This is a genomic window from Polynucleobacter sp. AM-26B4 (assembly GCF_018882285.1).
Taxonomy (GTDB): Bacteria; Pseudomonadota; Gammaproteobacteria; order Burkholderiales; family Burkholderiaceae; genus Polynucleobacter.
Genome location: NZ_JACVOT010000001.1, coordinates 368,616 through 393,706 on the forward strand (window position 1 = coordinate 368,616; position 25,091 = coordinate 393,706).

Genomic DNA, 25,091 nt, shown 5'->3' on the forward strand with positions numbered 1-25,091 from the left:
GGCGATTAATTTTCTTTTAAATGTTTTGGGTCTTTTGGCTATTTATATTGAATCAATATAACAGGCTCACATGGATGGGCCGGAAGGTGCGGCACCTTCACCACGCCTTGGAGAATAGGCTTCCCAATGATTGCACCCTGGGCACTGCCAATAAAAACGTTTGGCTCTGAATCCACAATTACCGCAGGTATAGCGAGCCAATGTATTGGTTCTTTGTTTCAATAAATCCAAGGATGCCTTAAATTCTTGAGCCGCTTTGGTATCTTGCGCCACTTCAGCCATGGTCAAGCGAGCCTGAGCTCTTAGGGCCATAGCAGTCAAACTTGGTGTGTGGCGCATCACTTCTGTCATCAAAGTTTCGGCCTGGGGCACTCCGCGCAAAGTCATCACATGTTTAAAGGTGATATCTAAAAGCTCTCCACCAGCTTGAGTTTCCAATGTATCAACAAGCACTTGGAGACCTTCTTCAACCTTACCGAGCACTTGGTGAACGTTGATCCAACGATTGGCCAATAAATGTAGGTAGGCTGGGTGATTTTTTGCAATCAATGACCAAGCCTCAACTGCTTGAGTGAGTTGGTTTTGTGCCACCAGACAATCGCCTTGCAAAATAATCGCACGTGGATGATTGGGTGAGCTTTGCATCGCTAATTCAACATGCTTTGCGGCAACAGCAAGATCTTTGCGGCGCAATGCCTCATCAGCCAACTCACAATGAAAATGAGCGATTTCTTTCTTACGACCCTTGTTTTGTAATACCTCTAGTTCTTGAGATGCCACGATGGCTTTGGCCCAGTCTTTTTCAACTTGGTACATCTCAAGAAGACTTTCTTTAGCAGGAATGCCAAATTTGCTCTGAGGGCTGACGCGATTCAAAGAGGTTTCTGCGCGGTCCAATAAACCTGCTCTTAAAAAGTCACGACCTAATTCATAAGCCGCATGGTCACGATGCCTTGATGGCAAATCATCTCTGTTGGCCAAGTGTTGATGAACACGAATAGCGCGCTCAGTTTCACCACGCCTTCTGAACAGACTGCCCAATGCAAAATGTAATTCAGTGGTCTCAGGGTCTAACTGGGCAATTTGGACGAGCGCATCAATCGCTTTATCAGGCTCCTCATTGAGCAAAAGATTCAAACCTTTGAAGGTTGACTTCTGCTGAGCCAAACGCTCGATTTCATTTTCACGCTTTTCTAAACGCATGTCCCAGCGCGCACCCACCCAACCCAAAGCAAAAATAATTGGGAGGGCGAATAACCACCAGGTTTCTATCTGCAACACGATTTATCTACGATCTTGTTGTAAACGGCGAAGCGTCAAACCACTGAGCAAAGTCAGCAAGATGCCCGCTATGAATGCGATGAATAAAACAAGTATCAATGGAACATCCCAATGGATACCTGGAATTAGATGGAAATTAACTTGATGTGTATTGCCAAGTGCTAGCAATACTAAAAATATGAAAATAAGGATTCTGCCAATGATCCGCAATGCTCTGAATGCGGCATTCAGAAAAGCGGTCATTCTTTAGAGTCGTCTTTCTTAGGGAAATCAACCCTCTCACGCAACTCTTTGCCTGGCTTAAAGTGTGGCACATGCTTAGCAGGAACCATCACAGCTTCACCAGATTTAGGGTTTCGTCCTTGACGTGGTGGACGGTGGTGCATCACAAAACTGCCAAAGCCACGTAACTCAATCCGTTTGCCTTCAGCCAATGCTTGTGACATGGTGTCGAGCAATGTCTTAACGGCCAACTCTACATCCCGCGGCAATAGCTGTGGGAATGCCTGAGCCAATCGCTCTACCAATTCTGATCGGGTGATTGTGGATGAATCACTGCGTTCTAAATCGTCCATAACTCAACAATATTCTTTTTTATTGGTTTTGAGAATCCCCACCCTTAAAAAGAGCGGGGATTTTCCGTTACATTACACCAAAGTAGTTATTAGCTACCTTGATTGTCCATCTTAGCTTTTAGCAATGCACCAAGATTCGTGGTACCTGCACTAGCTTCGTTCTGCAACTTACTCATGGTCTGTTGCTGATCGGCGCTGTCTTTAGCTTTGATAGACAAATTGATACTGCGTGACTTGCGGTCAATATTGATGATCATTGCATTCACAGCGTCACCTTCTTTTAGCAAGTTACGGGCATCTTCAACGCGATCTGTTGAGATTTCAGAAGCGCGCAAATAGCCTTCAACTTCGTCTGCCAACAAAATCACAGCGCCCTTAGCATCAACACTCTTCACAGTACCGTCAACGATGCTGCCTTTGTCGCTGGTTGATGTGTAGTTATTGAATGGGTCGCCAGACATCTGCTTGATGCCCAATGAGATACGCTCTTTTTCAACGTCGATAGCCAAAACAACTGTCTCAACTTCGTCACCTTTTTTGTACTTGCGAACAGCTTCTTCGCCAGTCTCTTGCCATGACAAATCTGATAAGTGAACTAGACCATCGATACCACCTGGCAAGCCAATGAACACGCCGAAGTCAGTGATTGACTTGATCGCGCCAGTTAGCTTCTCACCTTTTTGGTGTGCACGAGCAAACTCATCCCATGGATTTGGTTTGCATTGCTTCATACCCAAGCTGATACGACGCTTGTCTTCATCAATGTCAAGAACCATGACTTCAACTTCAACGCCCAACTGAACAACTTTGCTTGGCGCAACGTTCTTGTTTGTCCAATCCATTTCAGAAACGTGTACCAAACCTTCGATACCAGTTTCAATCTCAACGAATGAACCGTAGTCAGTCAAGTTAGTGACCTTACCGAACAAACGTGTGTTTGGTGGGTAACGACGTGCGATACCTACCCATGGATCATCGCCTAATTGCTTGATGCCCAATGACACACGGTTTTTATCTTGATCGTACTTAAGAATTTTTGCTGTTACTTCTTGACCAACAGTCAACATCTCGCTCGGGTGACGAACACGACGCCATGCCAAGTCAGTAATGTGTAACAAGCCGTCAACACCACCAAGATCCACGAACGCGCCGTAGTCAGTGATGTTCTTAACGATACCTTGAACCACAGTACCTTCTTTAAGATTTTGAAGCAACTTAGCGCGCTCTTCACCTTGGCTAGCTTCAACCACTGCGCGACGAGACAACACCACGTTATTACGCTTACGATCAAGCTTAATAACTTTGAATTCCATTGTTTTGCCTTCGTATGGAGATGTGTCCTTGATAGGACGCGTATCCAACAAAGAACCTGGCAAGAAGGCACGAATACCATTCACCATCACAGTCAAACCACCTTTTACTTTGCCTGTTACAGCACCAGTAACGAGTTCGCCTTGTTCCAAGGCCTTCTCTAGGTTCAACCAAGAAGCTAAACGCTTCGCTTTGTCACGTGACAACACTGTGTCGCCGTAACCGTTTTCTAGAGCGTCAATCGCTACAGAAACGAAATCGCCTGGTTGAACTTCAACTTCACCTTGATCGTTAAGGAATTCCTCAACAGAGATAAAAGCTTCAGATTTCAAACCGGCATTTACCACCACGAAGTTGTGATCAATACGCACAACTTCAGCGGAAATAACTTGACCAGCCTTCATATTAGAGCGGGCTAGGGATTCTTCAAATAGAGCTGCAAAAGATTCAGACATGAGTTTTCACTATAAAGCCGTCAAAAGACTCGACGGGTTAGATTGCACATACCAGTACTCGCGTGGCAAGGACTGGCTCCTTGTTTTTCTTTGGTGGTCTCGAGCTTTTTTAAAAAGCTTGATGCCACTTCAGAACTTGATTCACCGCCTCTTCGATTGTCATTGACGTGGTGTCGAGGTGATGAGCCCCTTCCACAGCCTTTAGTGGCGAATTGCTGCGATTTGCATCGCGCGCATCCCGTTCACGTAAATCCTGCAAAAGGACTTGAATATTAGCAGAAAAGCCCTTAGCTATCAATTGTTTATAGCGTCTATCAGCTCTTGCCTCAGCGCTGGCAGTCAAAAAGACTTTGGTCACTGCATCCGTAAAAATCACGCTTGCCATGTCTCTTCCATCGGCCACCAAACCAGGTTTTTGCCTAAAAGCTCGCTGTCTTGAGATCAAAGCATTTCTGACGCCGGTATGAACAGCGACCTCGGAGGCGCGCTTACCCATTTCCTCTTGGCGTATTTGGTCGGTCACATCCTCACCGGCAAGAAAGACTCTATCTCCTTGAAAATTAACATTTAAATTTTCAGCAATGGGGATTAAGTCCGCCTCAGAGGCCGTTGAAACACCCACCTTGAAGCTGGCCAAACCAACCAAACGATACAGTGCCCCACTGTCCAAATAGTGATATCCCAAGCGCTCAGCCACTAATTGAGCAACCGTTCCCTTACCAGAGGCAGTGGGTCCATCGATCGCAATCACAGGGATAAAAGTATTGGGGTTTTGGGTCATTTTTGATGATTTTTAGGGTTTTAAGCCAGAGTGGCGACTTTTTATCAGTATAAATATTTCTTAATGTGAAATGATCAATGCTGCAATTTAGCCACAAAATCAGCGATTGATAGGCAAGAAGTGAGTCCTGGAGATTCCATGCCGAGCAAATTAATCAAGCCTGGCACACCATGTTCCTGCTCAGTCTGTATCAAAAAGTCAGCCGATGGATCTTGAGGCCCGCTGATTTTTGGACGAATTCCGGTGTACGAAGGGTTCACTTCCTTGTTTAGTACGGCTGGGTAATAGCGAGCAACTGCATCGATGAAACGTTGGCGACGAGAATCATCAAAGGCGTAGTCAACAGAATCTATCCACTCAATGTCAGGGCCGAATCGAACTTGGCCACCCATGTCCAAAGTGACATGAACACCCAAATACCCATGACCCGCTACTGGATAAATCAAATGCTTGAATGGGCTTTTGCCACTCATCGTGAAGTAATGGCCAATCGCATAGTAAGGTTTCGGAATCGCCGACTCTCGAATCCCCTCGATGGATCGTGCGACATCACAGGCATATAAACCAGCAGCATTGATGACCGTTTTAGCCAATATCAAACTTTGATCAGCATCACCCAATTGAATTTGAATGCCGTTCGATACAGCGCGTCCAGAATCAACCGGTGAATTAACAATGAAATTTCCACCGGCGTTTTCAAAATCACCCAACAGTGAGAGCATCAAAGCGTGACTGTCGATGATGCCAGTGCTCGGAGATAACACAGCACCATGAGCATGAACCTCTGGCTCCAGCTCATTTAATTCAGCCTTGCTGACATGACGCAAATCATGCACACCATTCACTTGAGCCGCCTGAATATAACTATCTAGTTTGGCCAACTCTTCTTCACGACTGGCCACAATCAGCTTGCCGATTTGTTGATGGGGAATTGATCTCTCTTTTGCGTAGGCATACAACATCTGCTTGCCTTGCACACAATGAAACGCCTTGAGAGAACCTGCTGGGTAATAAATACCTGCATGGATCACCTCAGAATTTCTAGAGCTGGTCTCCATGCCAAAGGCGTCATTTCTTTCTAAAAGAATGACCTCGCGACCTTCCATCTGAAGTTTTCTGGCCACCGCCAGACCAATCACCCCTGCGCCAATAACGATGACATCGCATTCAAAGTCATGTTCGGTTTTCATGATTGAGTCAATTAGATTGATTTTGCAATTTGAGAAAATTCTTTGAAATACTCTGGAAATGTTTTTGCCACGCAAGCAGGATCATTGATCCTGATACGCAAAGGTCCAAGAGCGGCCAAAGAAAAACACATCGCCATGCGATGGTCATCATAGGTATCAATACCTTCAGGAGGAGATTGCCATTTTTTTGGTGGGGTGATTTGAATATAGTCATCACCCGCATCAACTATTGCACCCACTTTTCTTAATTCTTTGGCCATCGCAGCAATGCGATCTGTCTCTTTGACTTTCCAACTAGCAATGCCGGTCAATTTGGTAGGGCCTTCAGCAAATAAAGCTGCCACAGCCAATGTCATCGCCGCATCAGGGATTGCCAAACAATTGAGTTCAATGCCTTGTAATTTGCCACTGGGGGTATCAACTCCCCTGACTTCAATCCAGTCATCACCCGCCATCACATTGGCACCCATTTGATTCAAGGCATCAGCAAAAGCCACATCTCCTTGAATACTGTTTCTACCAACGCCTGTGACTCTCATCGGGCCTTCTGCAATAGCTCCGGCTGCTAAGAAGTAGGAAGCGGATGAAGCATCACCTTCAACATACAGTTTTCCTGGACTGCTGTACGGTTGACCATCATTGGCTGGAATATAGAATTTCTGCCAATTGTCATTGCGCACATCAACACCAAATCGTTTCATCAACTTCAAAGTGATATCAATGTAAGGTTTTGAGATCAACTCACCCATCACCTCGATACAAATTTCATTTTTAGCAACGAGAGGTAATGACATCAACAAAGCTGTTAAGAATTGACTAGAAACATCACCGCGTACTTTGATCAATTCATTGGTGCGTATCGTTCCTTTGGAGATCTTCAGTGGGGGATATCCTTCTTGTTGCTCATAAGCAACTTGAGCACCCACCATTCGCAAGCCATCGACCAAATCACCAATCGGTCTTTCGTGCATGCGTGGCACACCGTGCAAACGATAATCACCACCCAGAATAGCTAAAGCTGCTGTCAGGGGACGTATGGCTGTGCCAGCATTACCCATGAATAAATCAGCTTGATCTTTCGGCAATTTGCCAGAGCATCCGTGCACGATGCAATCTTCTTTTGTTTCTTCAATGTTCACGCCAAGTGTCTTAAGCGCTGCACGCATCACTTGCGTGTCATCAGCATCTAACAAACCCTTGAGAGTGGTTGTACCTTTTGCGAGTGCGGACAGAAGTAAAACTCGATTGGAAATACTTTTCGAACCAGGTAAAGCAACTGTTCCTTCAGCCTTGATGTATGGTCCTAATTCAATAAATTCAATCACACCAGAAGTCATCAACGACCTTCCCATTTTTGACGTTCCGCACTGGCGCGCGTAAAAGCTTTTAATAAAGCATCGCCATCTTCCTTGGCAATCATGTCTCTGAGTTGCTTGGTTAAGTTGAGGTATTGATCCAACTCTTTCAATAGAGCTGTTTTATTGGCCAAACTGATGTCGCGCCACATCTCAGGACTAGACGCAGCAATTCTTGTGAAATCTCTGAAGCCAGCACCTGCATGACCCAATTTGACATTCGCGTCTTCTGAGTTAGCCACCTGCAACATCAAAGCAAAAGACAAAACGTGAGGCAAATGTGAAATCGCAGCGAACACTGCGTCATGCTGCAAAGAAGACATGCGATGCGTGTTGGCGCCCGTGCCCAACCAAAATTCATTGATGGCTTCTACAGCCGCTGGTGCGTTTTCTTGCAAAGGGCAAAGGATCACTTCTTTACCTTGGTACAAATCTGCTTTGGCAGCATTCGCACCATGTTGTGCTCCACCCGCGATTGGGTGAGCCGGAATAAATTGCGCCACTTTGTCACCCAAAGCGGTTTTAGCCGCCATGATCACATCAGTCTTAGTGCTGCCCGCATCAGTGATCAAAGCATTTTGTTTTAGGTGGGGCTCAATCGCATGAAGGATGCTGAAAGTTTGCGCAACAGGTACGCACACCACGATCACATCTGATTCTTTAGCACATTGCTCAAGACTCACCGCTTGATCAATCGCACCAAGCTTGATGGCCTCATTTAAATTTACTTCTGAACGTCCAACGCCTAAAACCTTATCGAAGCTTTTGGCTTGTTTGTGCGCTAAGCCAATAGAAGCGCCAATCAAACCAACGCCAACAATGCCTAGAGTTAAAGGTTTTAATGCTGAAGTATTTTGCGTCATGGTCATCGCCCAAGTATTTTCTTGAGCGCATCGATGAAGACCTGATTCTCCTCAGGCAAACCAATAGAAATGCGCAACCATTGAGGCAAACCGTAATTACCCACTGGACGAACAATGACGCCAGCTTTTAAAAGCTCTAAATTAACCTTGGCACCGGCATTGGGCTCATCACCCACTTTGACCAAAACAAAATTGCCGGATGATGGAATGTACGTTAAACCCATTGAATCAAATGCCTTGGTCAACTGTGCATAACCTGCACAATTCAGGTCATAGCATTTCTTTAAAAATGCGCTGTCAGCCAATGCCGCAATCGCAGCTGCCTGAGCCAAACTGTTGACGTTGAAAGGCTGACGAATACGATTCAATAAATCAGTGATGTTGTTTTGCGCAATCCCATAGCCAATTCTCAAACCAGCCAAGCCATAGGCCTTTGAGAAACTTCTTGAAACAATCACATTTGGGTATTTTCTGACCCAAGCAATGGCGTCGTATTGTTGTTCTGGGGTTAAAAATTCGTTGTAAGCCTCATCGATCACAACAACCACATGCTCTGGTACTTTTTGTAAAAAAGCGTCAATCTCAGATGCTTTTAAAAATGTTCCGGTGGGATTGTTTGGATTGGCCACAAACACCAAACGAGTTTTAGCGGTGATGGCTTTTAACATTGCCGGCAAGTCATGACCAAAATCAGTGGTGGCAGGAACTTCAATCGCTTTCGCACCAACCGCTTGAGTGGCTAATGGATAAACCGCAAAGGCATGCTTAGAGAAAACAACTTCATCACCTTCTTGCGCAACAGCTCTGGCAGTCAACTCCAAGATGTCATTGCTGCCATTACCCAAAGTGATCCAATCAACCGATACATTGAGTTTTGTTGCCAAGGCATTTTTTAGTTCAAAACCATTGGAATCAGGATAGCGGCCTAAATCTTCAGCCGCTTTTGCCATCGCTTTTTTAGCAGACTCAGGCATGCCCAATGGGTTTTCATTGGACGCCAACTTAACAATCTTGGTTTCATCAAGACCAAATTCACGAGCAACTTCACTGATGGGCTTGCCGCCAACATAAGGCGCAATGTCCCTTACGTGCTGAAGTCCAATTAATTGCTCGGTGTTTTGTCCACCCTCGTTGGCCATGATCAATCTTTCCTAATTAATGACTGCGTGGGTATGAGCCTAGGTTTTTGAAAAACGCCGCCTCAGCTTGCAATTCAGTTAACGCGGCAGCAACCTTTGGATCATTGGCATGGCCATCCATGTCGATGTAAAAGAAATATTCCCAAGTGCCACGTCTTGCTGGACGTGACTCAAGACGATTCATTGAAACACCATGTTTAGCCATTGGGGCCAATAACTGATGCACAGCACCAGGTTTATTGTTTACGGAAAGAATCACAGAAGTTTGATCTTTACCTGAAGGCTGACATGAGCCGTGGCTCACGATCACGAAACGTGTGCGGTTGTGCGGGTCATCCTGAATCTGACTTTGTACTGCTTGCAAGCCATACTGTTGCTGAGCTGAATCGCCAGCAATGGCAGCAACCGTTGGGTCTTGAGCTGCTAGCTTTGCTGCCTCGCCATTACTGCTCATTGCTTGACGATCTAATTTAGGAGCATTGCTTGATAACCAACGCTGGCACTGTGCCAAAGCTTGAGGGTGAGCCATCACACGTGTCACACCATCCAAATTCCCTGATTTGGTCAACAAATGATGTTTGATGGCCAAAGCCACTTCACCAGTGATCTTTAAATCAGTGTCCAGTAACAAATCCAATGTTCTTGAAATCGCACCTTCCGATGAATTTTCAACAGGTGCAACACCAAAATCAGCTGCGCCAGCATCCACTGCACGAAACACCTCATCGATGCTTGAGCAAGGAACTTTGCTGATCGACTGTCCAAACTGAGCGAACGCAGCTTGCTCTGAAAATGTACCCGCAGGCCCCAAATAAGCAACGCGCACTGGGGCTTCCAAGGCGCGGCATGCAGACATGATTTCTCGCCAAATGTAGGTGATGCCATCAGCCGCCAAAGGACTTTTGTTTTTTGCAATCAAACCATCAATGACTTGACGCTCACGTTCTGGACGAAAAACTGGGGCATTCACATCATGCTTGATTTTGCCTACTGCTTGAGCAGCTTCGGCACGAGCCGCCAGTAACTCTAAAAGTTGCTGGTCTATAGAGTCAATCCGAGCGCGCAAAGGAGCTAAATCTTTATCATCAGCAGCCACGTTCAAACTCCTTCATGTACTCAACCAATGCTTGCACACCAGCCATTGGCATAGCGTTATAAATACTGGCGCGCATTCCGCCAACACTCTTGTGACCTTTGATATTCATCAAACCTTGCTTAGCAGCGCCTTCTACAAAAGCGTCATTTAACTTTTCATCCTTCAGATAAAAAGTAACGTTCATGCGTGAGCGACAACTTGCATCAACTTTAGATGTGAACAAACTACTTGAATCAATCGCACCATAAAGCAAATTTGATTTAGCAATATTTATTTTTTCCATGGCAGCAACACCACCTTGGCGTTTTAACCATTTAAACACCAAACCAGCCAAATAAATACTGTAAGTTGGCGGCGTGTTGAGCATTGAATCATTCTCAGCCTGCTTGGCCCAATCCCACACCATTGGCGTGATAGGCATTGCATGACCCAATAAATCTTTGCGCACAATCACGATACTCAAACCAGCAGGACCAATATTTTTTTGCGCACCACCAAACAAAACACCAAATTCATTGATGTCGAAAACTCTGGACAAAATATTGCTAGAAACATCGGCCACTAATGGCTTTTTTACTTTAGGCACTTGTTGAAACTCAACACCACCAACAGTTTCGTTCGAACAAATGTGCACATAGGCAGCATCATCCGACAACTGCCAATCCTTTTGATCAGGGATGCTTGTAAAGCCGGTATTGGCACTTGAAGCTGCAACGTGAGCTTGACCATACTTGGCCGCTTCTTTGACAGATTTTTCTGTCCAAATACCAGTGACGATGAAATCTGCCTTGGGGCCATTGCTGGCCAATGGCATCAAGTTCATTGGAATCGCTGCGTTCTCACCGATAGCGCCACCTTGCAAAAACAAGACAGCGTAGTTATCGGGAACATTCATTAACTCGCGAAGGTCTGACAAAGTCTCTTCGTAACAAGCCATGAACGGCTTGCCACGATGACTGACTTCCATCACGCCCATGCCCAAACCATTCCAGTTGAGCATTTCATCGGCGGCCTGTTTTAAAACTTCTTCAGGAAGCGTTGCTGGCCCTGGTGCGAAGTTAAAAACGCGGCGATCAAACATTCTCCGGCTCCCCGCCCTCATCTTCTTGAGTCGCTACGCCACCCACTGTTCCATCAGCTGACTCATCATCAACTTCATCACCCTCGTCATCATCGCTTTCAGCAATGCGCTGCAAACCTGACAATTGAGTGCCTTCATCAACGTTGATCAAAGTCACACCTTGAGTGGCACGACCCATTTCACGAATCTCAGCAACACGCGTGCGAACCAACACACCACCTGTTGTGATTAACATGATTTGATCTTGTTCTGAGACCAAAACAGCAGCAACCACTTTACCGTTGCGCTCACTTGTTTGGATCGCAATCATGCCCTTAGTACCGCGGCCATGACGGGTGTACTCTGCGATTGGTGTGCGCTTACCGTAACCGTTAGCGGTTGCAGTTAGAACACTACCCGGCAATGGCGCACCATTTTCATCAACAGCATTTGTTTGACCTTCAACTTCAGCAGGCGCCACCAACATGGCGATCACTTCATGTGAAGCATCTAAATTCATACCGCGAACACCACGAGCTGTTCGACCCATTGGTCGCACATCGTTCTCATCAAAACGAACTGCTTTACCAGCATCGGAGAACAACATCACATCGTGACGACCATCAGTGATCGCAGCACCTACCAAATGATCGCCCTCATCCAAGTCAACAGCAATGATGCCGGCCTTACGTGGATTAGAGAAATCTGATAAACGTGATTTCTTCACCACACCTTTGCGAGTTGACATGAACACATACTTGTCATCTTCGTAGGCTTTGATTGGAAGAATCACTGTGATTTTTTCACCTTCAACCAATGGGAAGATATTCACAATTGGTTTACCACGTGATGCACGACCACCTTGTGGAACTTCCCACACCTTCAACCAGTACATACGGCCGCGATCTGAGAAACACAAAATCGTGTCATGGGTGTTGGCAACGAATAATGTATCAATCCAGTCTTCGTCTTTGGTTGCAGCAGCTTGCTTGCCACGACCACCGCGTTTTTGCGCACGGTACTCAGACAAAGGTTGGCTCTTCATATAGCCACCGTGAGACAAGGTCACAACCAAATCTTGTGGAGTGATCAAATCTTCTGTGAATAGTTCAGTGGCATTCATCTCAATGCGTGAACGACGACCTGTGTCATTGCCCGCTTGACCAAACTCAGCTTGAACTGCTTGAAGCTCTTCAGTGATGATCACTGTGATGCGCTCAGGCTTGGCCAAGATGTCTAATAAATTAGCAATCTCAAGCATCACTTCTTTGTATTCGCCAACAATCTTGTCTTGCTCAAGACCAGTTAAGCGCTGCAAGCGCATTTGTAGAATCTCTTGAGCCTGACCTTCTGATAAACGATACAAACCATCTGCTTGCATACCAGCAGCTGGATCCAAATCTTCAGGACGGAATGAATTACGGCCACCAGGCGCATCTTTTTCTGCACGCGCCAACATCTCACGCACAACTTCAGAGTCCCAAGACTTCAATAGCAATTCACGCTTCGCTTCTGGAGGCGTTGGTGCTGCTTTGATGATTTTGATGAATTCATCAATATTGGCAAGAGCAACAGCCAAACCTTCGAGCACATGACCACGCTCACGCGCTTTACGAAGTTCGAAAACAGTTCGACGTGTCACCACTTCTCTGCGGTGTGACAAGAAGCAATCCAACATTTGTTTCAAGTTCAACAAGCGTGGCTGGTTATCAACCAAGGCCACCATGTTCATACCAAATGTATCTTGCAGCTGCGTGTATTTATATAAGTTGTTCAGCACCACTTCAGGTACTTCACCACGCTTCAATTCAATCACTACACGCATACCGGATTTATCAGATTCATCACGAATATCTGAAATACCCTCAACCTTTTTCTCAGTGATGAGTTCGGCGATGCGCTCAAGCAAAGTCTTTTTATTGACCTGGTACGGCAATTCGTCAACGATGATCGCCTGACGTGAACCGCGCTCCATGTCTTCAAAGTGAGTCTTAGCACGCATGACCACGCGACCACGACCAGTTCGGTAACCATCTTTAACGCCTTGGATACCGTAGATGATTCCAGCTGTTGGGAAATCAGGGGCTGGAATGATTTCCATCAAATCATCAATCGTGCACTCTGGATGATTGAGTAAATGCAAACAAGCAGACACAACTTCATCTAAGTTGTGCGGAGGAATGTTGGTGGCCATACCCACAGCAATACCTGATGATCCATTGATCAACAAATTAGGTATTTTTGCCGGAAGAATTAATGGCTCTTTTTCGCTACCGTCATAGTTCGGTCCGAAATCAACAGTTTCTTTATCTAAATCGTCTAATAGCTGATGGGCTATCTTCGCCAAACGGATTTCCGTGTAACGCATCGCCGCAGCGTTATCACCGTCCACAGAACCGAAGTTACCCTGACCATCAACCAGCATGTAACGCAAGGAGAAATCCTGCGCCATACGAACGATGGTGTCGTAAACAGCGGAGTCGCCATGGGGGTGATACTTACCGATCACGTCACCGACGATACGGGCAGACTTCTTATAAGCCCTGTTCCAGTCGTTATTTAGCTCATGCATCGCGAACAAAACACGACGGTGAACGGGCTTTAAACCGTCCCTCACATCGGGCAAAGCTCGGCCCACAATGACGCTCATGGCATAGTCCAAATAGGACCGACGCATCTCGTCTTCTAGGGATATTGGGAGTGTCTCTTTAGCAGCGTTATTTTGTGTAATTTCCATCAGGCGATTTTATCACTCACAGACTGTTATTTATATGATTTATAGTGCTAAAATGCGGGGTATCCAATTTGGATCAGCCTCCACACAGATAATTTGAGGAATAAAAATGAAAAAACTACTACAACTACTTGCTATTGCTGGTATCGCTATCAGCTCAAGCGCTTTTGCTCAAAAATCAGTTGATAACTGGGTAAACAGCACAGGTATCGTTTGGAAGAACGGTACAAATGAACTTTGCTGGCGCAATGCCAACTGGACCCCAGCAACTGCTGCTCCAGGTTGTGATGGCGCGATTGCTGCCGGTGCATCTTCAATGGCAGCTGCAAAAGTTACTTTGAATGCTGACGCATTGTTTGATTTTGATAGATCAGTTCTTAAGCCTGCTGCTAAAGCAAGCTTGGACAGCTTGGCTGGCAAAGTAAAGAGCTTGACTCTTGAAGTGATCGTTGCTGTTGGTCACACAGACTCAATCGGTACAGATGCTTACAACCAAAAATTGTCTATCCGTCGCGCTGAAGCAGTTAAGAAATACTTGGTAAGCCAAGGTATCGAAGCTAAGCGTATCTACGTTGAAGGCAAAGGCGAGTCACAGCCAGTTGCTGATAACAAGACTAAAGAAGGTCGCGCTAAGAACCGTCGCGTTCAAATCGAAGCTATCGGTACACGTAAGAACTAATTTAGTTTAGTTTTATTTAAAAACCCGGTTCTGCCGGGTTTTTTTACGTCCACATTTTCTCCACACCGGTCCACAGGATCTGCTACCCCAAGCTTTCAACAAACTTCTATTCACTTGATTAGAATAGAGGCATGAATGCAGATCAAACCGAATTAGATAAATTCAGCGCTTTAGCTCATCGCTGGTGGGACCCTACCAGCGAATTTAAGCCCTTACACGCCATCAACCCTCTCCGCCTGAACTGGATCAACCAGCACATCGGTCTAGAAGGTAAGCGAGTTCTTGATGTTGGTTGCGGCGGTGGCATTTTGGCTGAATCGATGGCCAAGATGGGTGCCAAGACCAAGGGGATTGATCTCTCTAAAAAAGCTTTGCAGGTGGCCGAGCTTCATAGCTTAGAAACCTCTGTTCCAGTTGACTATGAATTGATCAGCGCTGAAGATTTGGCGCAAAGAGAAGCTGGCCAATATGACGTGGTGACATGCATGGAAATGCTTGAGCATGTACCTGACCCATTGAGCATCATTCAAGCTTGCTCAACTCTGGTGAAGCCTGGTGGGCATGTTTTCTTCAGCACCTTGAATCGAAACCCTAAATCTTATTTATTTGCCATCATTGGGGCTGAATATGTACTTCGTTTGCTTCCTAAAGGTACTCACGATTACAAAAAATTCATCAAGCCTTCAGAGCTCAGTCAATTTATTCGACAAGCTGATTTACAAATGAATGAACTGATGGGTATGACCTACAACCCTTTCACAGAAGTTTATTCACTGGGTCGCGATACCGACGTTAACTACATGATCGCAACTTCAAAAAATACCTAATGGCGAATTCAGATTCAGAGTCTTTATCGAAAGCAAGAAAAACACCTCTTTATGAGGGAGTCTTTTTTGATTTAGATGGTACTTTGGCTGACACAGCACCTGACTTGGTGGCGGCAGCCAATCTTCTGCGCATCAAAAGGAATCTAGATCCCATGCCATATGAAGTCCTCCGTCCGCGCGCATCAGCTGGAGCTCGGGGCTTAATTTATGGCGCCTTCGGATATGACAAAGATCATCCAGAATTTGAAGAACTTCGTCTTGAGTTTTTAGCAAACTACGAAAAAGATATTTGCGTTCACACCAAGTTGTTTGATGGCGTTTCAGAAATATTGGATGACCTTGAGAATCACTCCATCATCTGGGGCATTGTGACCAACAAGTCTGAGCGCTTGACTCACCCGTTATTGAACTTGATGAACTTGGCAACACGTAGTCAAGCCATCATTGGTGGTGATACAACGCCATTTGCAAAACCCCATCCTGCTCCAATTCTTAAGGCCGCAGAAATTTGTTCTGTGAACCCTGCGAATTGTATTTATGTGGGCGATGACCTCAGAGACATTGAAGCCGGCAAAGCTGCTGGCATGAAAACAGTGGCTGCAGCCTATGGCTACTGTGGATGCGATGAGCACTTCAGTGAATGGGGTGCCGATCACATCATCCAACACCCATCAGAATTAAGTGCCATTTTATTGGCCAGTTAATTGAGCATGAACCCATCTCAATCAACTCCTGATCAAACACTCAATCATCAAACCATTTCTATTCCGAGCAAAAGCCAAGCTTTTTGGTTTTGGTTGAAACTCGGTTTCATCAGTTTTGGTGGTCCGGCCGGTCAAATTGCCACCATGCATCAAGAATTGGTCGAGAGAAAGAAATGGATTTCTGAAGAAAACTTTCTTCATGCATTGAACTACTGCATGTTGCTACCTGGGCCTGAAGCTCAGCAATTAGCCACTTATTTGGGTTGGCTCATGCATCGAACTTGGGGCGGCATCATTGCCGGTGTTTTATTTATTTTGCCTTCCTTGTTTTTATTCATTGGCCTGTCTTGGGTCTATCTGATTTTTGGCGAACAAGCATGGCTCATCACTCTCTTTGATACTGTCAAACCTGCAGTGATCGCAATCATCTTTTTTGCCGCCTACAAGATGGGCAAGAAAACACTCACCAATGTTTCATTAACCACTGTTTGTTTGATTACATTTATAGCTTTGCTTGTATTCAATATCCCCTTTCCACTGGTGATATTTGGCGCGATCTTTGCCGGACTATTTCATCACAAAGCAAAGCCAAATAAGCCCGTTGAAGTTGAAAGTAAATTTACGGTTGCAAATCAAACCAAATTAAGCGCTCAACACTTTTTTAAAATTGGTTTATCCGGCCTACTGCTTTGGCTAATACCCTTTGGATTACTCATCAGCTTCTTTGGCTGGGGCAATACCTATAGTCAAATGTCATGGTTCTTTACCAAAGCGGCCTTCTTAACCTTTGGTGGTGCATATGCGGTATTGCCTTATGTGTATCAGGCAAGCGTTGAACAATTTCAATGGCTCACTTCCACGCAAATACTGGATGGCTTGGCGCTGGGTGAGATCACGCCTGGTCCACTGATCATGATTGTGGCATTCGTGGGATTCTTGGGCTCATTTAAACAAGAGTTGCTCGGCATTGAAAATATATTTTGGGCGGGCTCCCTGGGTGCCCTTGTTGCCACATGGTTCACATTCTTGCCATCGTTCATGTTCATCTTATTGGGCGCACCTCTGGTCGAGATCAGCAAACAATACGACAAGCTCAATCAAATCTTGAAATTCATCACAGCATCAGTTGTTGGGATGATTCTTCATTTGGGCAGCTTTTTCATGATTCATGTTTATTGGCCCAAGGGCTTTACACAAAACCCTGAATTACTTTCAATTGGCATCACATTGATCTCGCTTTACCTCTTGTTGATGAGGCGCTGGTCCATCATGCAAATCATCGGGCTTTGCCTTTTGTTTGCAAGCATCAGACTATTTGTTTTGTAAAAAAATCAATAATTTAAGAATGTTGGTCAATACCATGGGAAAATTGAGCCCATTCAATTGCCTTAAGTACTTTGTAAGCCCATGAAATCCTCCATAACCGCCGACATCCTTGAGCGCTCAAGCTTCGATGAAATCATCGATGTGCGCACGCCTGCGGAATATGCCGAGGATCACATCCCTGGAGCCATCAACTGCCCAGTGTTATCTGATGAGGAGCGTGTCGTCGTTGGCACGATGTACAAACAAGCATCACCATTTGAAGCGAAGAAAGTTGGCGCAGCATTGATTGCAAAAAAAATTGCTTCGTATATTGAAACTGAATTTAAAGACAAGCCTAAAAACTGGAATCCCCTGATTTACTGTTGGCGCGGCGGCAAGCGCAGCGGCTCAATGACGCACATCCTCCGACAAATTGGTTGGAATGCTCAAATCTTGGATGGTGGGTACAAGTCTTACCGCAAAGAAGTGGTCACCAAACTCAACACCCTGCCTCAACAATTCAGCTACATGGTGATCACTGGTCAGACTGGCAGTGCCAAGAGCCGTGTTCTAGAAAAACTGAATCAATTGGGATCACAAGTATTAGATTTGGAGCAATTGGCGATTCATAAAGGCTCTGTTCTTGGAAATATCCCCAACATCCCTCAGCCAAGTCAAAAGATGTTTGAGACCAAGCTGATTCAAGCTTTGGAAAAATTTGACCCAAGCAAGCTTGTTTTTGTCGAAGCTGAAAGCCGAAAAATTGGCAGCCTTCATGTGCCCGATGTTTTATTAGAAACCATGCGCAAAAGTCCTTGCATCAAGATCGAGGCCAGCATTGAAGCCAGAGTTGAATTCTTGATCTCAGACTACGATTACTTTGTTCAAGACCCTAAACATTTGATCAGCACCATCGATTACCTCAAGGACCTGCACAGCAAAGAAACTTTAGCCCGCTGGAAACTACTCGCTCAAGAGGGTCACTGGCCTTCATTGGTGAGCGAGTTACTTGAACAGCACTATGATGCCCTCTACCGTCGCTCACAGAACTCAAATTATGTGAATTACGAAACAGCCACAAGCTACAACACCGCAGACTTATCTGCCAAAGGAATTGATATCTTAGCCAAGCAAATATTGATGGGACACCATCATGTATAAAAATCTCTCTCACGAAACCGCTCACCCACCCATCAGTTGGGACGAGGGTGAAACCACACATTCTTGCCGTTGGCGCTCTGAAAAAGGTTTGCCACCGCCTAAAAAACTGATCATTGCAGATGACACCCTCACGGCTGACGAAGCCTACCGTGTTGCTTGCGAGGGGACTGGCATCATTTGGCGAGGAGACTTTCAAAACGCCAAGCAATTACTGCAAGCGATGTCACGACGTGCTGACAAACCTTCTAAGAAAAGCATTCGTAATCTAAAGTCTGCAAAGAACAAACAAGAAGGTGTTATCCCTCTTGCTGTGCCGATGTCAGAAATTTTTCACAAGCATCGCCTCACCCAATCACAAAGAAGCCGAACACTCGGCATGCTGTTGATACAAGTGGACCCAGATCACACGATTCCACTCAGAAGAGCACCAGATGTCAGTCAAGCTTGTTTGGCAGTCTACGGAGCTGTTACTGAGCCCTACGTGATGTCTTTGAGAGATTTACTGGGCTTCATTGGCTCATTGGAGTGGCGCAAGAATGGCATGGCACTCGATGCCCTCAAAGATTTAGGCGATGGGCGCATCCACCCTCATTACGGGGTCTTTGCACCAGTTCGTCATGAATACATTGGCTTATTAGAAAAAGCTCCTTTCCCAGCTTCTGTCACTAAACAATCATTGGCTTTTGACATCGGTACAGGAACAGGTGTTCTAGCAGCAGTTTTGGCTAAACGTGGCATTCAAAAGATTATCGCAACAGATCAAGATGAACGCGCCATTGAATGTGCGGCAGAGAACATTGAAGGTCTGGGAATTGGCAAACAAGTCAAACTACTACAAACCAATCTTTTCCCTGAAGGTCAGGCTCCCTTGATTATTTGTAACCCTCCTTGGGTGCCAGCAAGACCAAGCTCACCGATTGAATATGCCGTCTACGATCCAGACAGTCAAATGCTCAAAGGATTTTTAGCTGGTCTAAAAGATCACCTTACTTCTGATGGTGAAGGATGGTTAATTTTGTCAGATTTGGCAGAACACTTAGGCTTGAGAACACGTGCAGAATTGCTGTCATGGATTGAAGCAGCAGGATTAAAAGTATTGGGTCGCAATGATGTCAGACCAACTCATATCAAAGCGCTTGATACCCAAGATCCTTTGTATCGCGCAAGAGCCGCTGAAGTGACTTCTCTTTGGCGCTTAGGTGTCTAGACGCTTAGGTCCTTAGGCACTTAACGCTCATCAATCTCTAAAAAGGTTCAAATCCAAAGAAGTAGGGAATGGCGCGGTTCTTAATTAAGAATCCGCCTTCCTCAGGACTCAATCCAAACTGATGAAGTTGGTCTGCGGAGAGTGTTTGCATGCGGTGATAGTCACGCGAACGACTGAATACGCCATTACGCCAGTTATAGATATTCTGGATTTTTTCGTTGTAAAGATAATGATGCTCGTTGTCATTATAAAAATCATCGAACGAAGCTCTGCCCATATAAATAGAGTTAGATCCTTCATAACCGTCTTTCTCTGAAGAGTCTTTATCTGTATTCACAAAGTAAACCCAATCACCCGGGATAAAGTTCATGGGTGCCACCCGAGTTTGAATCTTTAAGAGCTTGCCTAAACGCTTTTGCTCATCCAGATTGATTGGCTTTTGAAAAGACCACATCGCACCAGGCTCAATGCCCACCAACACATCATCGTCTGATTTCAGTCTTTTGATAATGGCGTCGGCCATCGCATCATCTTTTTTTATTCTTCGAAAATAATCCAAGATTCCCTGAATAATCACAATCTTCGTGGCGGTATAGCATCCCAAAGAACACTTATCAGGATTAATAAAAAAATCTCTCATGGCCTCATCTAGTGAAGCTTTTGGTTTTAAATTACCTTGATCCCAATAGCGTCGATTCCATTGAGCTGGCTCACCATCAGGAAAACTCCAATGAAGATGCTCGGACCAAGCCACAATCATTTGTCTAATTTGTATATGTTCTTTGAGGGCATCAATATGACAAGCATCCCCCTTGAAAATAGTCTCTCGACCCTCATGCATCAGAGCCAGCAGGATTTCTTTTTTGGAAACTGTTTCAACCTCAAGCAATGCTTCTTTACCCGGTAAAGAAATGCGCTCTTCAGTGATGCCGTATTGAGGATCCCATCGCAAATACAAGGTTCCATAAACTGATGGGTTTTTTAGACTCACACGCAGGCGACCCTCGCCCTGATGAACCTTATAAACGGATGTATCAATACCTAAGTCTTGTTGATAGGCATTCAGTTGACCCTTTAATTGGTTCAGCTTATCTGATCCACACTCAAAAATCACACCACCATTGGTCTGAGCAGCCAAGGAAGTGGCTTGGGTCAAAATAAATAAAGAGAAGATGATTGATCTTAAATTCATAAAAATGTGCTCGCAATGAACTGATTGTGACATCAATGACAGTTAATTTAAAGATGCCAACGGTGGCGTTAAATAGAAAAAAGCCCCATCCGAAGATGAGGCTTTTTAATTGGTGGAGCCGGCGGGGATCGAACCCGCGTCCGCAAATCCTCCACATAGAGTTCTACATACTTAGTTGTGTCATTTAATTTAACCAATCAGTCACGGACCAACACGTTACAGACTAGCGATTCACTAAATTTTCGAGTTACACATCGTGACATTATGTAACCTTATCTCTTGTAAATGACCCTGATCTAACTTGCGTTAGCTGACCCAAGAGAGAATCAGTTCAGGGGCAACCGCAATTAAGCGGCTAGTGCGAAACGTTCGTCGTTTGCAGTTGTTGCATTCCCATTGTTTTACGAGATGACGGGTCCTCGGTATGCCCTCAATGCTTTGCAATCCACGTCGAAACCATGTCGGCCCCGATATACGCATATCAGTGTGTCTATTTTATTCCTTTTACCCAAAAGCTGCTGATTTATTCCAAAAGACTTAATTCTCTACCCTTGACCTGCTCCAGCAGCCCTTCCCAAGCTTCTGTATCTCCAGGCGAGGCTTTCGTAGACAAAGTAATCGATGCCAAAAGAAAATCTTCATCGTCTGACATCTCTATCAGAAATGGGCTCTCTTGATGGTTGATACAAATTTTAGGCATCCGGTTCAATTGCAAATGACAATTGAATTGTTGATTGGTGAGATGCAACCAATCGTTGTGATATCGAATTTCATCCAACACTCCATCGTGAGATTGCTTTGCCCCATTACTTTGAACGGTGATGATCAAAGGCAATTTGAGCTCTTTAGATGAAAGCAATAAGGATTGCGCCACTTCAGCATCAACGATCTCTTTTTGATCGGTATGTCGCTCCTTGATGATGGATGTCAAAGCACCCGTGTTGGTTTGTTGATCAGGTTCTAATTTTTCTTGAACCAGAATCCCTGGCTCCTGATTTGAATCTGCCCATCTTTTAGCAAGCTCATCAAAGTACCAGTGATGACTGTGCGGTAAGAGAAAGATCTTATGAACTGGCACTCCAAACTCATCAAAGAACTGAATGCTGCGTTGTAAAACATGGGATTTGCACTCTTCAAAGAGATACCCAAACTCCCATTTTTCATACATCAAACGTGCTGTTAATTCATCAGATAGGAGCATTCCAACATCATCACTGGATGATGCATGTTTATAAAACGATAAGTTTTCATGAACTGCATGAGCATTTCTTGTCAGACTCATGACCTCACCAAAACCTTGAATGTCTTGGATGATATTTGACCATGATGGCTTTAATCTAATAGCCCTGGCAAGATTGGGAAAGGACTTGATTGATTCTAATTTTGTGACGCCCACATGTGAGTCTATTAACTCAACTTCGGTGACGTTTAGAAACGAAGCAATCTCTCGATGTCGTTGTTTATTTTCAACTCTTAACGAAGCAAAGCTTTTACGAATATCTTGAAACGTACTGCACATAAGCCCTCCTATAAAAATAGGCACTGGCTTGCTAAAGGGAGAGAACCGCTGGCTTGTGCGAAATGAGTGAACTACAAACACCATCTTACATGAGAATCATTCTCAACAATAAGAATGGGGTAAATGATCAATCAACCCAATGAGGGTCTTTCATGTGGATGGCCATCAAAGTTCTGATAAATAAGCCCACAATCAAAATTGTTGTAAAAATCAGAGCGATATATGCAACATATATGGCGGCTGGTACAAATAAAGCATAGTTAAATGCAGCCACGGTGAACGATGCTGATGGAAATGAATAAGCCCACCATGACATAAAGAAAGGCAGTTGCGCAAACTTTTTAAATTGCGTGATCAAAAAGAAGGCAAAGAAGAATCCAATCGCAATCAAAATATGCGCAAAAGGATCAAGACCCTGCTCTACTGTTCTTTGAGTCAACAAGAGCCATGATGAGAAAGCCACTGTTGGCGGAGCTAAAAATATCGCCATGGTGGGCTTGAGTCGATCAGGCAAAGCTGGTTGAACAAACATCAAGCGGTGCATTACCAAAGATAAAAGCACAACCCAAAAAATCAGGCCAACACCAAAGAAGAACCATGAGATTTCAAAATAACCTAATTTCACGCCAGCCAAAGGAATGACCACATTACCTACCGCTGGAATGAACCAAACCGGACAAGCATGGGCCGCTTGCAAACTTTCACGATGAACCCAGGCGTTCACAACAGCCAATAAAGCAATTAAATGTAAGCCCGCTCCCAAAAGCCAAACAATTTCAGCTATTTGAAATGAATAAGGAACAATCACAGCAGCTAATAAACAAACGCCCACTGAAATAGCTCCAAAGAATGAAGACTTAACAGGATGATTCCACTCTTCAACCAATTTTTCAGGTGTTTGTAATTGCTTGCGCAGCAAGCCCAGGGCAAGCACCACAAATACACCGACCGCCAACAAGCCAAAGGCGAGTGAAACATGTTGGGCAAATTCAACTTGAACCACCTGAGAAAACTTTGACCAAGTCAAAGATAAGCCAGATAAACCCATGACCATCGCAAAGGCTGAAACAGGAGGTGCGGCTAAAAATGTTCTCATGGCTACCAGTTAAATTGATTAATCAATGGATTGATATTCTTATTACCTACAAATTTGTCATTTCTGCTAGAAATAACTTGCGTACGCAATCATAATGGGAATATGACCACAAATGTGTTGAGCTTCATCAGCTTATTGATTTACCTGAGCCTTGTTTTGCTGCCCCTGGGCATTTCCATGGGGATCAACCTTCCCAATAGGCCATGGCTTGATGAGCTTTCTTCAAGCTTGGCGATGATTGGCTTCAACATTGTTCTCATTGAGTTTTGGTTATCCGGTCGAGTGAAGTTGCTTTCTAAAATCTTGGGCATTGATTGGGTCCTACAGGTGCATCAGCTATTTGCCAGAACTGCTTTGGTGTTTTTATTGGTTCACCCTTTCATGTACACCTTGCCAAGTCAACCGGTCTGGATGATGGGTGCAGCCCAGCAAAACTTTATAGGTCTGACTCTCACATCTGGTTTAACGGGCATGTTGAGTTTGTTTGCCTTGATTTTTCTGATTGGCTTAGCACTCACTCGAAAAAGTTCTGAAATCAGCTACGAAGCCTGGAGATTGAGTCACATGATTTTGGCCCTCACCATCGCGACAGTTGGTTTTATTCACACCATTGATGCTGGCAGGTTTGCTCAAGAATTTTGGATGAAGGCTTATTGGCAGTTGATGCTGGGGCTTGCCTTCTTGAGTTTGTTTTGGACTTACGTTGTTAAACCTCTTATACAGAATAAAAATGTTCATGAAGTGATATCAATCACGCAAGTGTCCATGCGCATTTGGGAGTTAGTGATCAAACAACCTGCAACAAAAAAAATGAATTACCAGGCAGGTCAATTTGCTTGGCTAAAAATTGGCAGCAGCTCACCTCTTTCTGAAAACCCCTTTTCAATTGCCTCTTGCTCCAATAAAAACTCTTCTGACATCAGATTCCTAATCAAAGATGTGGGGGGCTTCACCCATCAAATCAGTCAACTTCAAGTTGGACAGAAGGTCTTCATGGATGGGCCATATGGTAATTTTGGCACTGAAGCCTTTTCAGCTGAGCACAATCAATTGGTCATGATTGCAGGTGGCGTAGGTATAGCCCCAATGGTCAGTATCTTGCGACAAATGGAACGCGATCAAGACGCCAAAATATTAGCTAAGAAAATCTTATTGATATACGGTAATCGAGTCGCAGAGCAAGTCATTGATCTCAAGGACATGGTTCATCTTGAAGCATTCAGGAACCTGGAAGTGGTTCAATTAGTGTCTGAGCCAAGCAACGATTGGCAGGGTCTCAAAGGGGTGCTGGATTCAACAACACTTGAAAAAATATTGAGCTCCCATCAAATCAATCTGAAAGTATCTCAATTTTTGATTTGTGGTCCCGCAGAGATGATTGATTCTGTAGAAACAAGCCTTGATCAATTTGGCGCTCCTTTGGCAAACATTGCATCAGAAAAGTTTCAATATGATTTTGGGAAAAGGAATCCTAAAAACAAGCGCTGTGTGATCAGTACAATTTTAGGAAGCGCCACACTTCTTGCAGCAGCAATTTATGCAGCACTTCACTGATACTTGA

General features: G+C 44.7%; 21 protein-coding genes, 1 other RNA gene and 1 pseudogene. 7 read left to right on the plus strand and 16 right to left on the minus strand.

The window, feature by feature from the left end:
* Positions 1–66 precede the first annotated feature (66 nt).
* The 12 genes and pseudogenes from lapB to gyrA all read right to left on the minus strand — a co-directional run bounded on the left by lapB (position 67) and on the right by gyrA (position 13,843).
* A complete protein-coding gene (gene lapB / locus ICE88_RS01835) occupies positions 67–1,278 on the minus strand; it encodes a lipopolysaccharide assembly protein LapB (RefSeq protein WP_216251723.1) in 1,212 nt (403 codons plus the stop codon).
* Positions 1,279–1,284: 6 nt separating this feature from the next.
* Positions 1,285–1,524, minus strand: coding sequence for a lipopolysaccharide assembly protein LapA domain-containing protein (locus tag ICE88_RS01840; RefSeq protein WP_216248793.1), 240 nt, complete (start codon positions 1,522–1,524; stop codon positions 1,285–1,287).
* Positions 1,525–1,550: 26 nt separating this feature from the next.
* A pseudogene (locus ICE88_RS01845) lies at positions 1,551–1,856 on the minus strand (integration host factor subunit beta); the annotation flags it as partial.
* A gap of 89 nt (positions 1,857–1,945) precedes the next feature.
* A complete protein-coding gene (gene rpsA, locus ICE88_RS01850) occupies positions 1,946–3,622 on the minus strand; it encodes a 30S ribosomal protein S1 (protein WP_089515422.1) in 1,677 nt (558 codons plus the stop codon).
* A 109-nt stretch (positions 3,623–3,731) separates the two neighbouring features.
* The gene (gene cmk / locus ICE88_RS01855) at positions 3,732–4,403 is read right to left on the minus strand and encodes a (d)CMP kinase (protein ID WP_216248795.1); all 672 of its coding nucleotides are present in this window, start codon (positions 4,401–4,403) and stop codon (positions 3,732–3,734) included.
* Between the two features lie 74 nt (positions 4,404–4,477).
* Positions 4,478–5,593: an NAD(P)/FAD-dependent oxidoreductase gene (locus ICE88_RS01860; protein WP_216248797.1), complete on the minus strand. Its 1,116-nt coding sequence runs from the start codon at positions 5,591–5,593 to the stop codon at positions 4,478–4,480.
* Positions 5,594–5,604: 11 nt separating this feature from the next.
* Complete coding sequence (aroA, locus tag ICE88_RS01865) at positions 5,605–6,915, minus strand: 3-phosphoshikimate 1-carboxyvinyltransferase (RefSeq protein ID WP_216251726.1); 1,311 nt, start codon at positions 6,913–6,915, stop codon at positions 5,605–5,607.
* Positions 6,916–6,929: 14 nt separating this feature from the next.
* Positions 6,930–7,811 (minus strand): prephenate dehydrogenase/arogenate dehydrogenase family protein, encoded by an 882-nt coding sequence (locus ICE88_RS01870; RefSeq protein ID WP_255535163.1) that lies wholly within the window; start codon positions 7,809–7,811, stop codon positions 6,930–6,932.
* Positions 7,812–7,813: 2 nt separating this feature from the next.
* Positions 7,814–8,950 carry a histidinol-phosphate transaminase gene (gene hisC / locus ICE88_RS01875; protein ID WP_216248800.1) on the minus strand — a complete coding sequence of 379 codons (1,137 nt, stop codon included), beginning with the start codon at positions 8,948–8,950 and terminating at the stop codon, positions 7,814–7,816.
* 16 nt (positions 8,951–8,966) lie between these two features.
* Positions 8,967–10,046, minus strand: a complete 1,080-nt coding sequence (pheA, locus tag ICE88_RS01880) for a prephenate dehydratase (RefSeq protein WP_216248802.1) — start codon at positions 10,044–10,046, stop codon at positions 8,967–8,969.
* Entirely contained in the window at positions 10,036–11,127 is a 1,092-nt protein-coding gene (serC, locus tag ICE88_RS01885; protein WP_216248804.1) for a 3-phosphoserine/phosphohydroxythreonine transaminase, read from the minus strand. Before serC ends, pheA begins: the two co-directional genes overlap by 11 nt.
* A complete protein-coding gene (gene gyrA / locus ICE88_RS01890; RefSeq protein WP_216248810.1) occupies positions 11,120–13,843 on the minus strand; it encodes a DNA gyrase subunit A in 2,724 nt (907 codons plus the stop codon). The genes serC and gyrA overlap by 8 nt, the downstream gene beginning before the upstream one ends.
* 106 nt (positions 13,844–13,949) lie before the next feature.
* Here gyrA and ompA point away from each other — a divergent pair, with 106 nt between their 5' ends.
* The 6 genes from ompA (at position 13,950) to ICE88_RS01920 (ending at position 19,723) form a co-directional block, all read left to right on the plus strand.
* On the plus strand, positions 13,950–14,519 hold the full coding sequence (gene ompA, locus ICE88_RS01895; protein WP_216248811.1) for an outer membrane protein OmpA: 570 nt from the start codon (positions 13,950–13,952) through the stop codon (positions 14,517–14,519).
* Positions 14,520–14,650: 131 nt separating this feature from the next.
* Positions 14,651–15,346 (plus strand): bifunctional 2-polyprenyl-6-hydroxyphenol methylase/3-demethylubiquinol 3-O-methyltransferase UbiG, encoded by a 696-nt coding sequence (ubiG, locus tag ICE88_RS01900; RefSeq protein ID WP_216248813.1) that lies wholly within the window; start codon positions 14,651–14,653, stop codon positions 15,344–15,346.
* Positions 15,346–16,050 (plus strand): HAD family hydrolase, encoded by a 705-nt coding sequence (locus ICE88_RS01905; protein WP_216248815.1) that lies wholly within the window; start codon positions 15,346–15,348, stop codon positions 16,048–16,050. Before ubiG ends, ICE88_RS01905 begins: the two co-directional genes overlap by 1 nt.
* A gap of 6 nt (positions 16,051–16,056) precedes the next feature.
* Positions 16,057–17,376, plus strand: coding sequence for a chromate efflux transporter (gene chrA, locus ICE88_RS01910; protein WP_216248817.1), 1,320 nt, complete (start codon positions 16,057–16,059; stop codon positions 17,374–17,376).
* A gap of 81 nt (positions 17,377–17,457) precedes the next feature.
* Positions 17,458–18,516, plus strand: a complete 1,059-nt coding sequence (gene mnmH / locus ICE88_RS01915) for a tRNA 2-selenouridine(34) synthase MnmH (RefSeq protein WP_216248819.1) — start codon at positions 17,458–17,460, stop codon at positions 18,514–18,516.
* Positions 18,509–19,723, plus strand: a complete 1,215-nt coding sequence (locus tag ICE88_RS01920; RefSeq protein ID WP_216248821.1) for a class I SAM-dependent methyltransferase — start codon at positions 18,509–18,511, stop codon at positions 19,721–19,723. Before mnmH ends, ICE88_RS01920 begins: the two co-directional genes overlap by 8 nt.
* 37 nt (positions 19,724–19,760) lie before the next feature.
* Here ICE88_RS01920 and ICE88_RS01925 read toward each other — a convergent pair whose 3' ends face one another.
* From ICE88_RS01925 to ICE88_RS01940, 4 genes are all read right to left on the minus strand, one after another.
* On the minus strand, positions 19,761–20,948 hold the full coding sequence (locus ICE88_RS01925) for a hypothetical protein (protein WP_216248823.1): 1,188 nt from the start codon (positions 20,946–20,948) through the stop codon (positions 19,761–19,763).
* A 77-nt stretch (positions 20,949–21,025) separates the two neighbouring features.
* Positions 21,026–21,384, minus strand: a transfer-messenger RNA (tmRNA) gene (gene ssrA / locus ICE88_RS01930).
* Between the two features lie 54 nt (positions 21,385–21,438).
* Positions 21,439–22,518, minus strand: a complete 1,080-nt coding sequence (locus ICE88_RS01935; RefSeq protein ID WP_370624415.1) for a ChuX/HutX family heme-like substrate-binding protein — start codon at positions 22,516–22,518, stop codon at positions 21,439–21,441.
* Positions 22,519–22,561: 43 nt separating this feature from the next.
* On the minus strand, positions 22,562–23,530 hold the full coding sequence (locus tag ICE88_RS01940; RefSeq protein ID WP_216248827.1) for an SLAC1 anion channel family protein: 969 nt from the start codon (positions 23,528–23,530) through the stop codon (positions 22,562–22,564).
* Positions 23,531–23,632: 102 nt separating this feature from the next.
* On the opposite strand from ICE88_RS01940, the gene ICE88_RS01945 reads away from it, so the two are divergent.
* Complete coding sequence (locus ICE88_RS01945) at positions 23,633–25,084, plus strand: ferric reductase-like transmembrane domain-containing protein (RefSeq protein ID WP_216248829.1); 1,452 nt, start codon at positions 23,633–23,635, stop codon at positions 25,082–25,084.
* Positions 25,085–25,091 lie beyond the last annotated feature (7 nt).

Excerpts from the sequence above, each read along its gene's own strand:
- ubiG (WP_216248813.1), top strand. The coding sequence starts at position 14,651 with ATGAATGCAGATCAAACCGAATTAGATAAATTCAGCGCTTTAGCTCAT.
- chrA (WP_216248817.1), top strand. The coding sequence starts at position 16,057 with ATGAACCCATCTCAATCAACTCCTGATCAAACACTCAATCATCAAACC.
- ICE88_RS01860 (WP_216248797.1), bottom strand. The coding sequence starts at position 5,593 with ATGAAAACCGAACATGACTTTGAATGCGATGTCATCGTTATTGGCGCA.
- hisC (WP_216248800.1), bottom strand. The coding sequence starts at position 8,950 with ATGGCCAACGAGGGTGGACAAAACACCGAGCAATTAATTGGACTTCAG.
- ICE88_RS01840 (WP_216248793.1), bottom strand. The coding sequence starts at position 1,524 with ATGACCGCTTTTCTGAATGCCGCATTCAGAGCATTGCGGATCATTGGC.
- ICE88_RS01920 (WP_216248821.1), top strand. The coding sequence starts at position 18,509 with ATGTATAAAAATCTCTCTCACGAAACCGCTCACCCACCCATCAGTTGG.
- ICE88_RS01945 (WP_216248829.1), top strand. The coding sequence starts at position 23,633 with ATGACCACAAATGTGTTGAGCTTCATCAGCTTATTGATTTACCTGAGC.
- ICE88_RS01905 (WP_216248815.1), top strand. The coding sequence starts at position 15,346 with ATGGCGAATTCAGATTCAGAGTCTTTATCGAAAGCAAGAAAAACACCT.
- mnmH (WP_216248819.1), top strand. The coding sequence starts at position 17,458 with ATGAAATCCTCCATAACCGCCGACATCCTTGAGCGCTCAAGCTTCGAT.
- ICE88_RS01870 (WP_255535163.1), bottom strand. The coding sequence starts at position 7,811 with ATGACGCAAAATACTTCAGCATTAAAACCTTTAACTCTAGGCATTGTT.
- ICE88_RS01940 (WP_216248827.1), bottom strand. The coding sequence starts at position 23,530 with ATGAGAACATTTTTAGCCGCACCTCCTGTTTCAGCCTTTGCGATGGTC.
- cmk (WP_216248795.1), bottom strand. The coding sequence starts at position 4,403 with ATGACCCAAAACCCCAATACTTTTATCCCTGTGATTGCGATCGATGGA.
- rpsA (WP_089515422.1), bottom strand. The coding sequence starts at position 3,622 with ATGTCTGAATCTTTTGCAGCTCTATTTGAAGAATCCCTAGCCCGCTCT.
- ICE88_RS01925 (WP_216248823.1), bottom strand. The coding sequence starts at position 20,948 with ATGTCACAATCAGTTCATTGCGAGCACATTTTTATGAATTTAAGATCA.
- ICE88_RS01935 (WP_370624415.1), bottom strand. The coding sequence starts at position 22,518 with ATGGTGTTTGTAGTTCACTCATTTCGCACAAGCCAGCGGTTCTCTCCC.
- ompA (WP_216248811.1), top strand. The coding sequence starts at position 13,950 with ATGAAAAAACTACTACAACTACTTGCTATTGCTGGTATCGCTATCAGC.
- gyrA (WP_216248810.1), bottom strand. The coding sequence starts at position 13,843 with ATGGAAATTACACAAAATAACGCTGCTAAAGAGACACTCCCAATATCC.
- serC (WP_216248804.1), bottom strand. The coding sequence starts at position 11,127 with ATGTTTGATCGCCGCGTTTTTAACTTCGCACCAGGGCCAGCAACGCTT.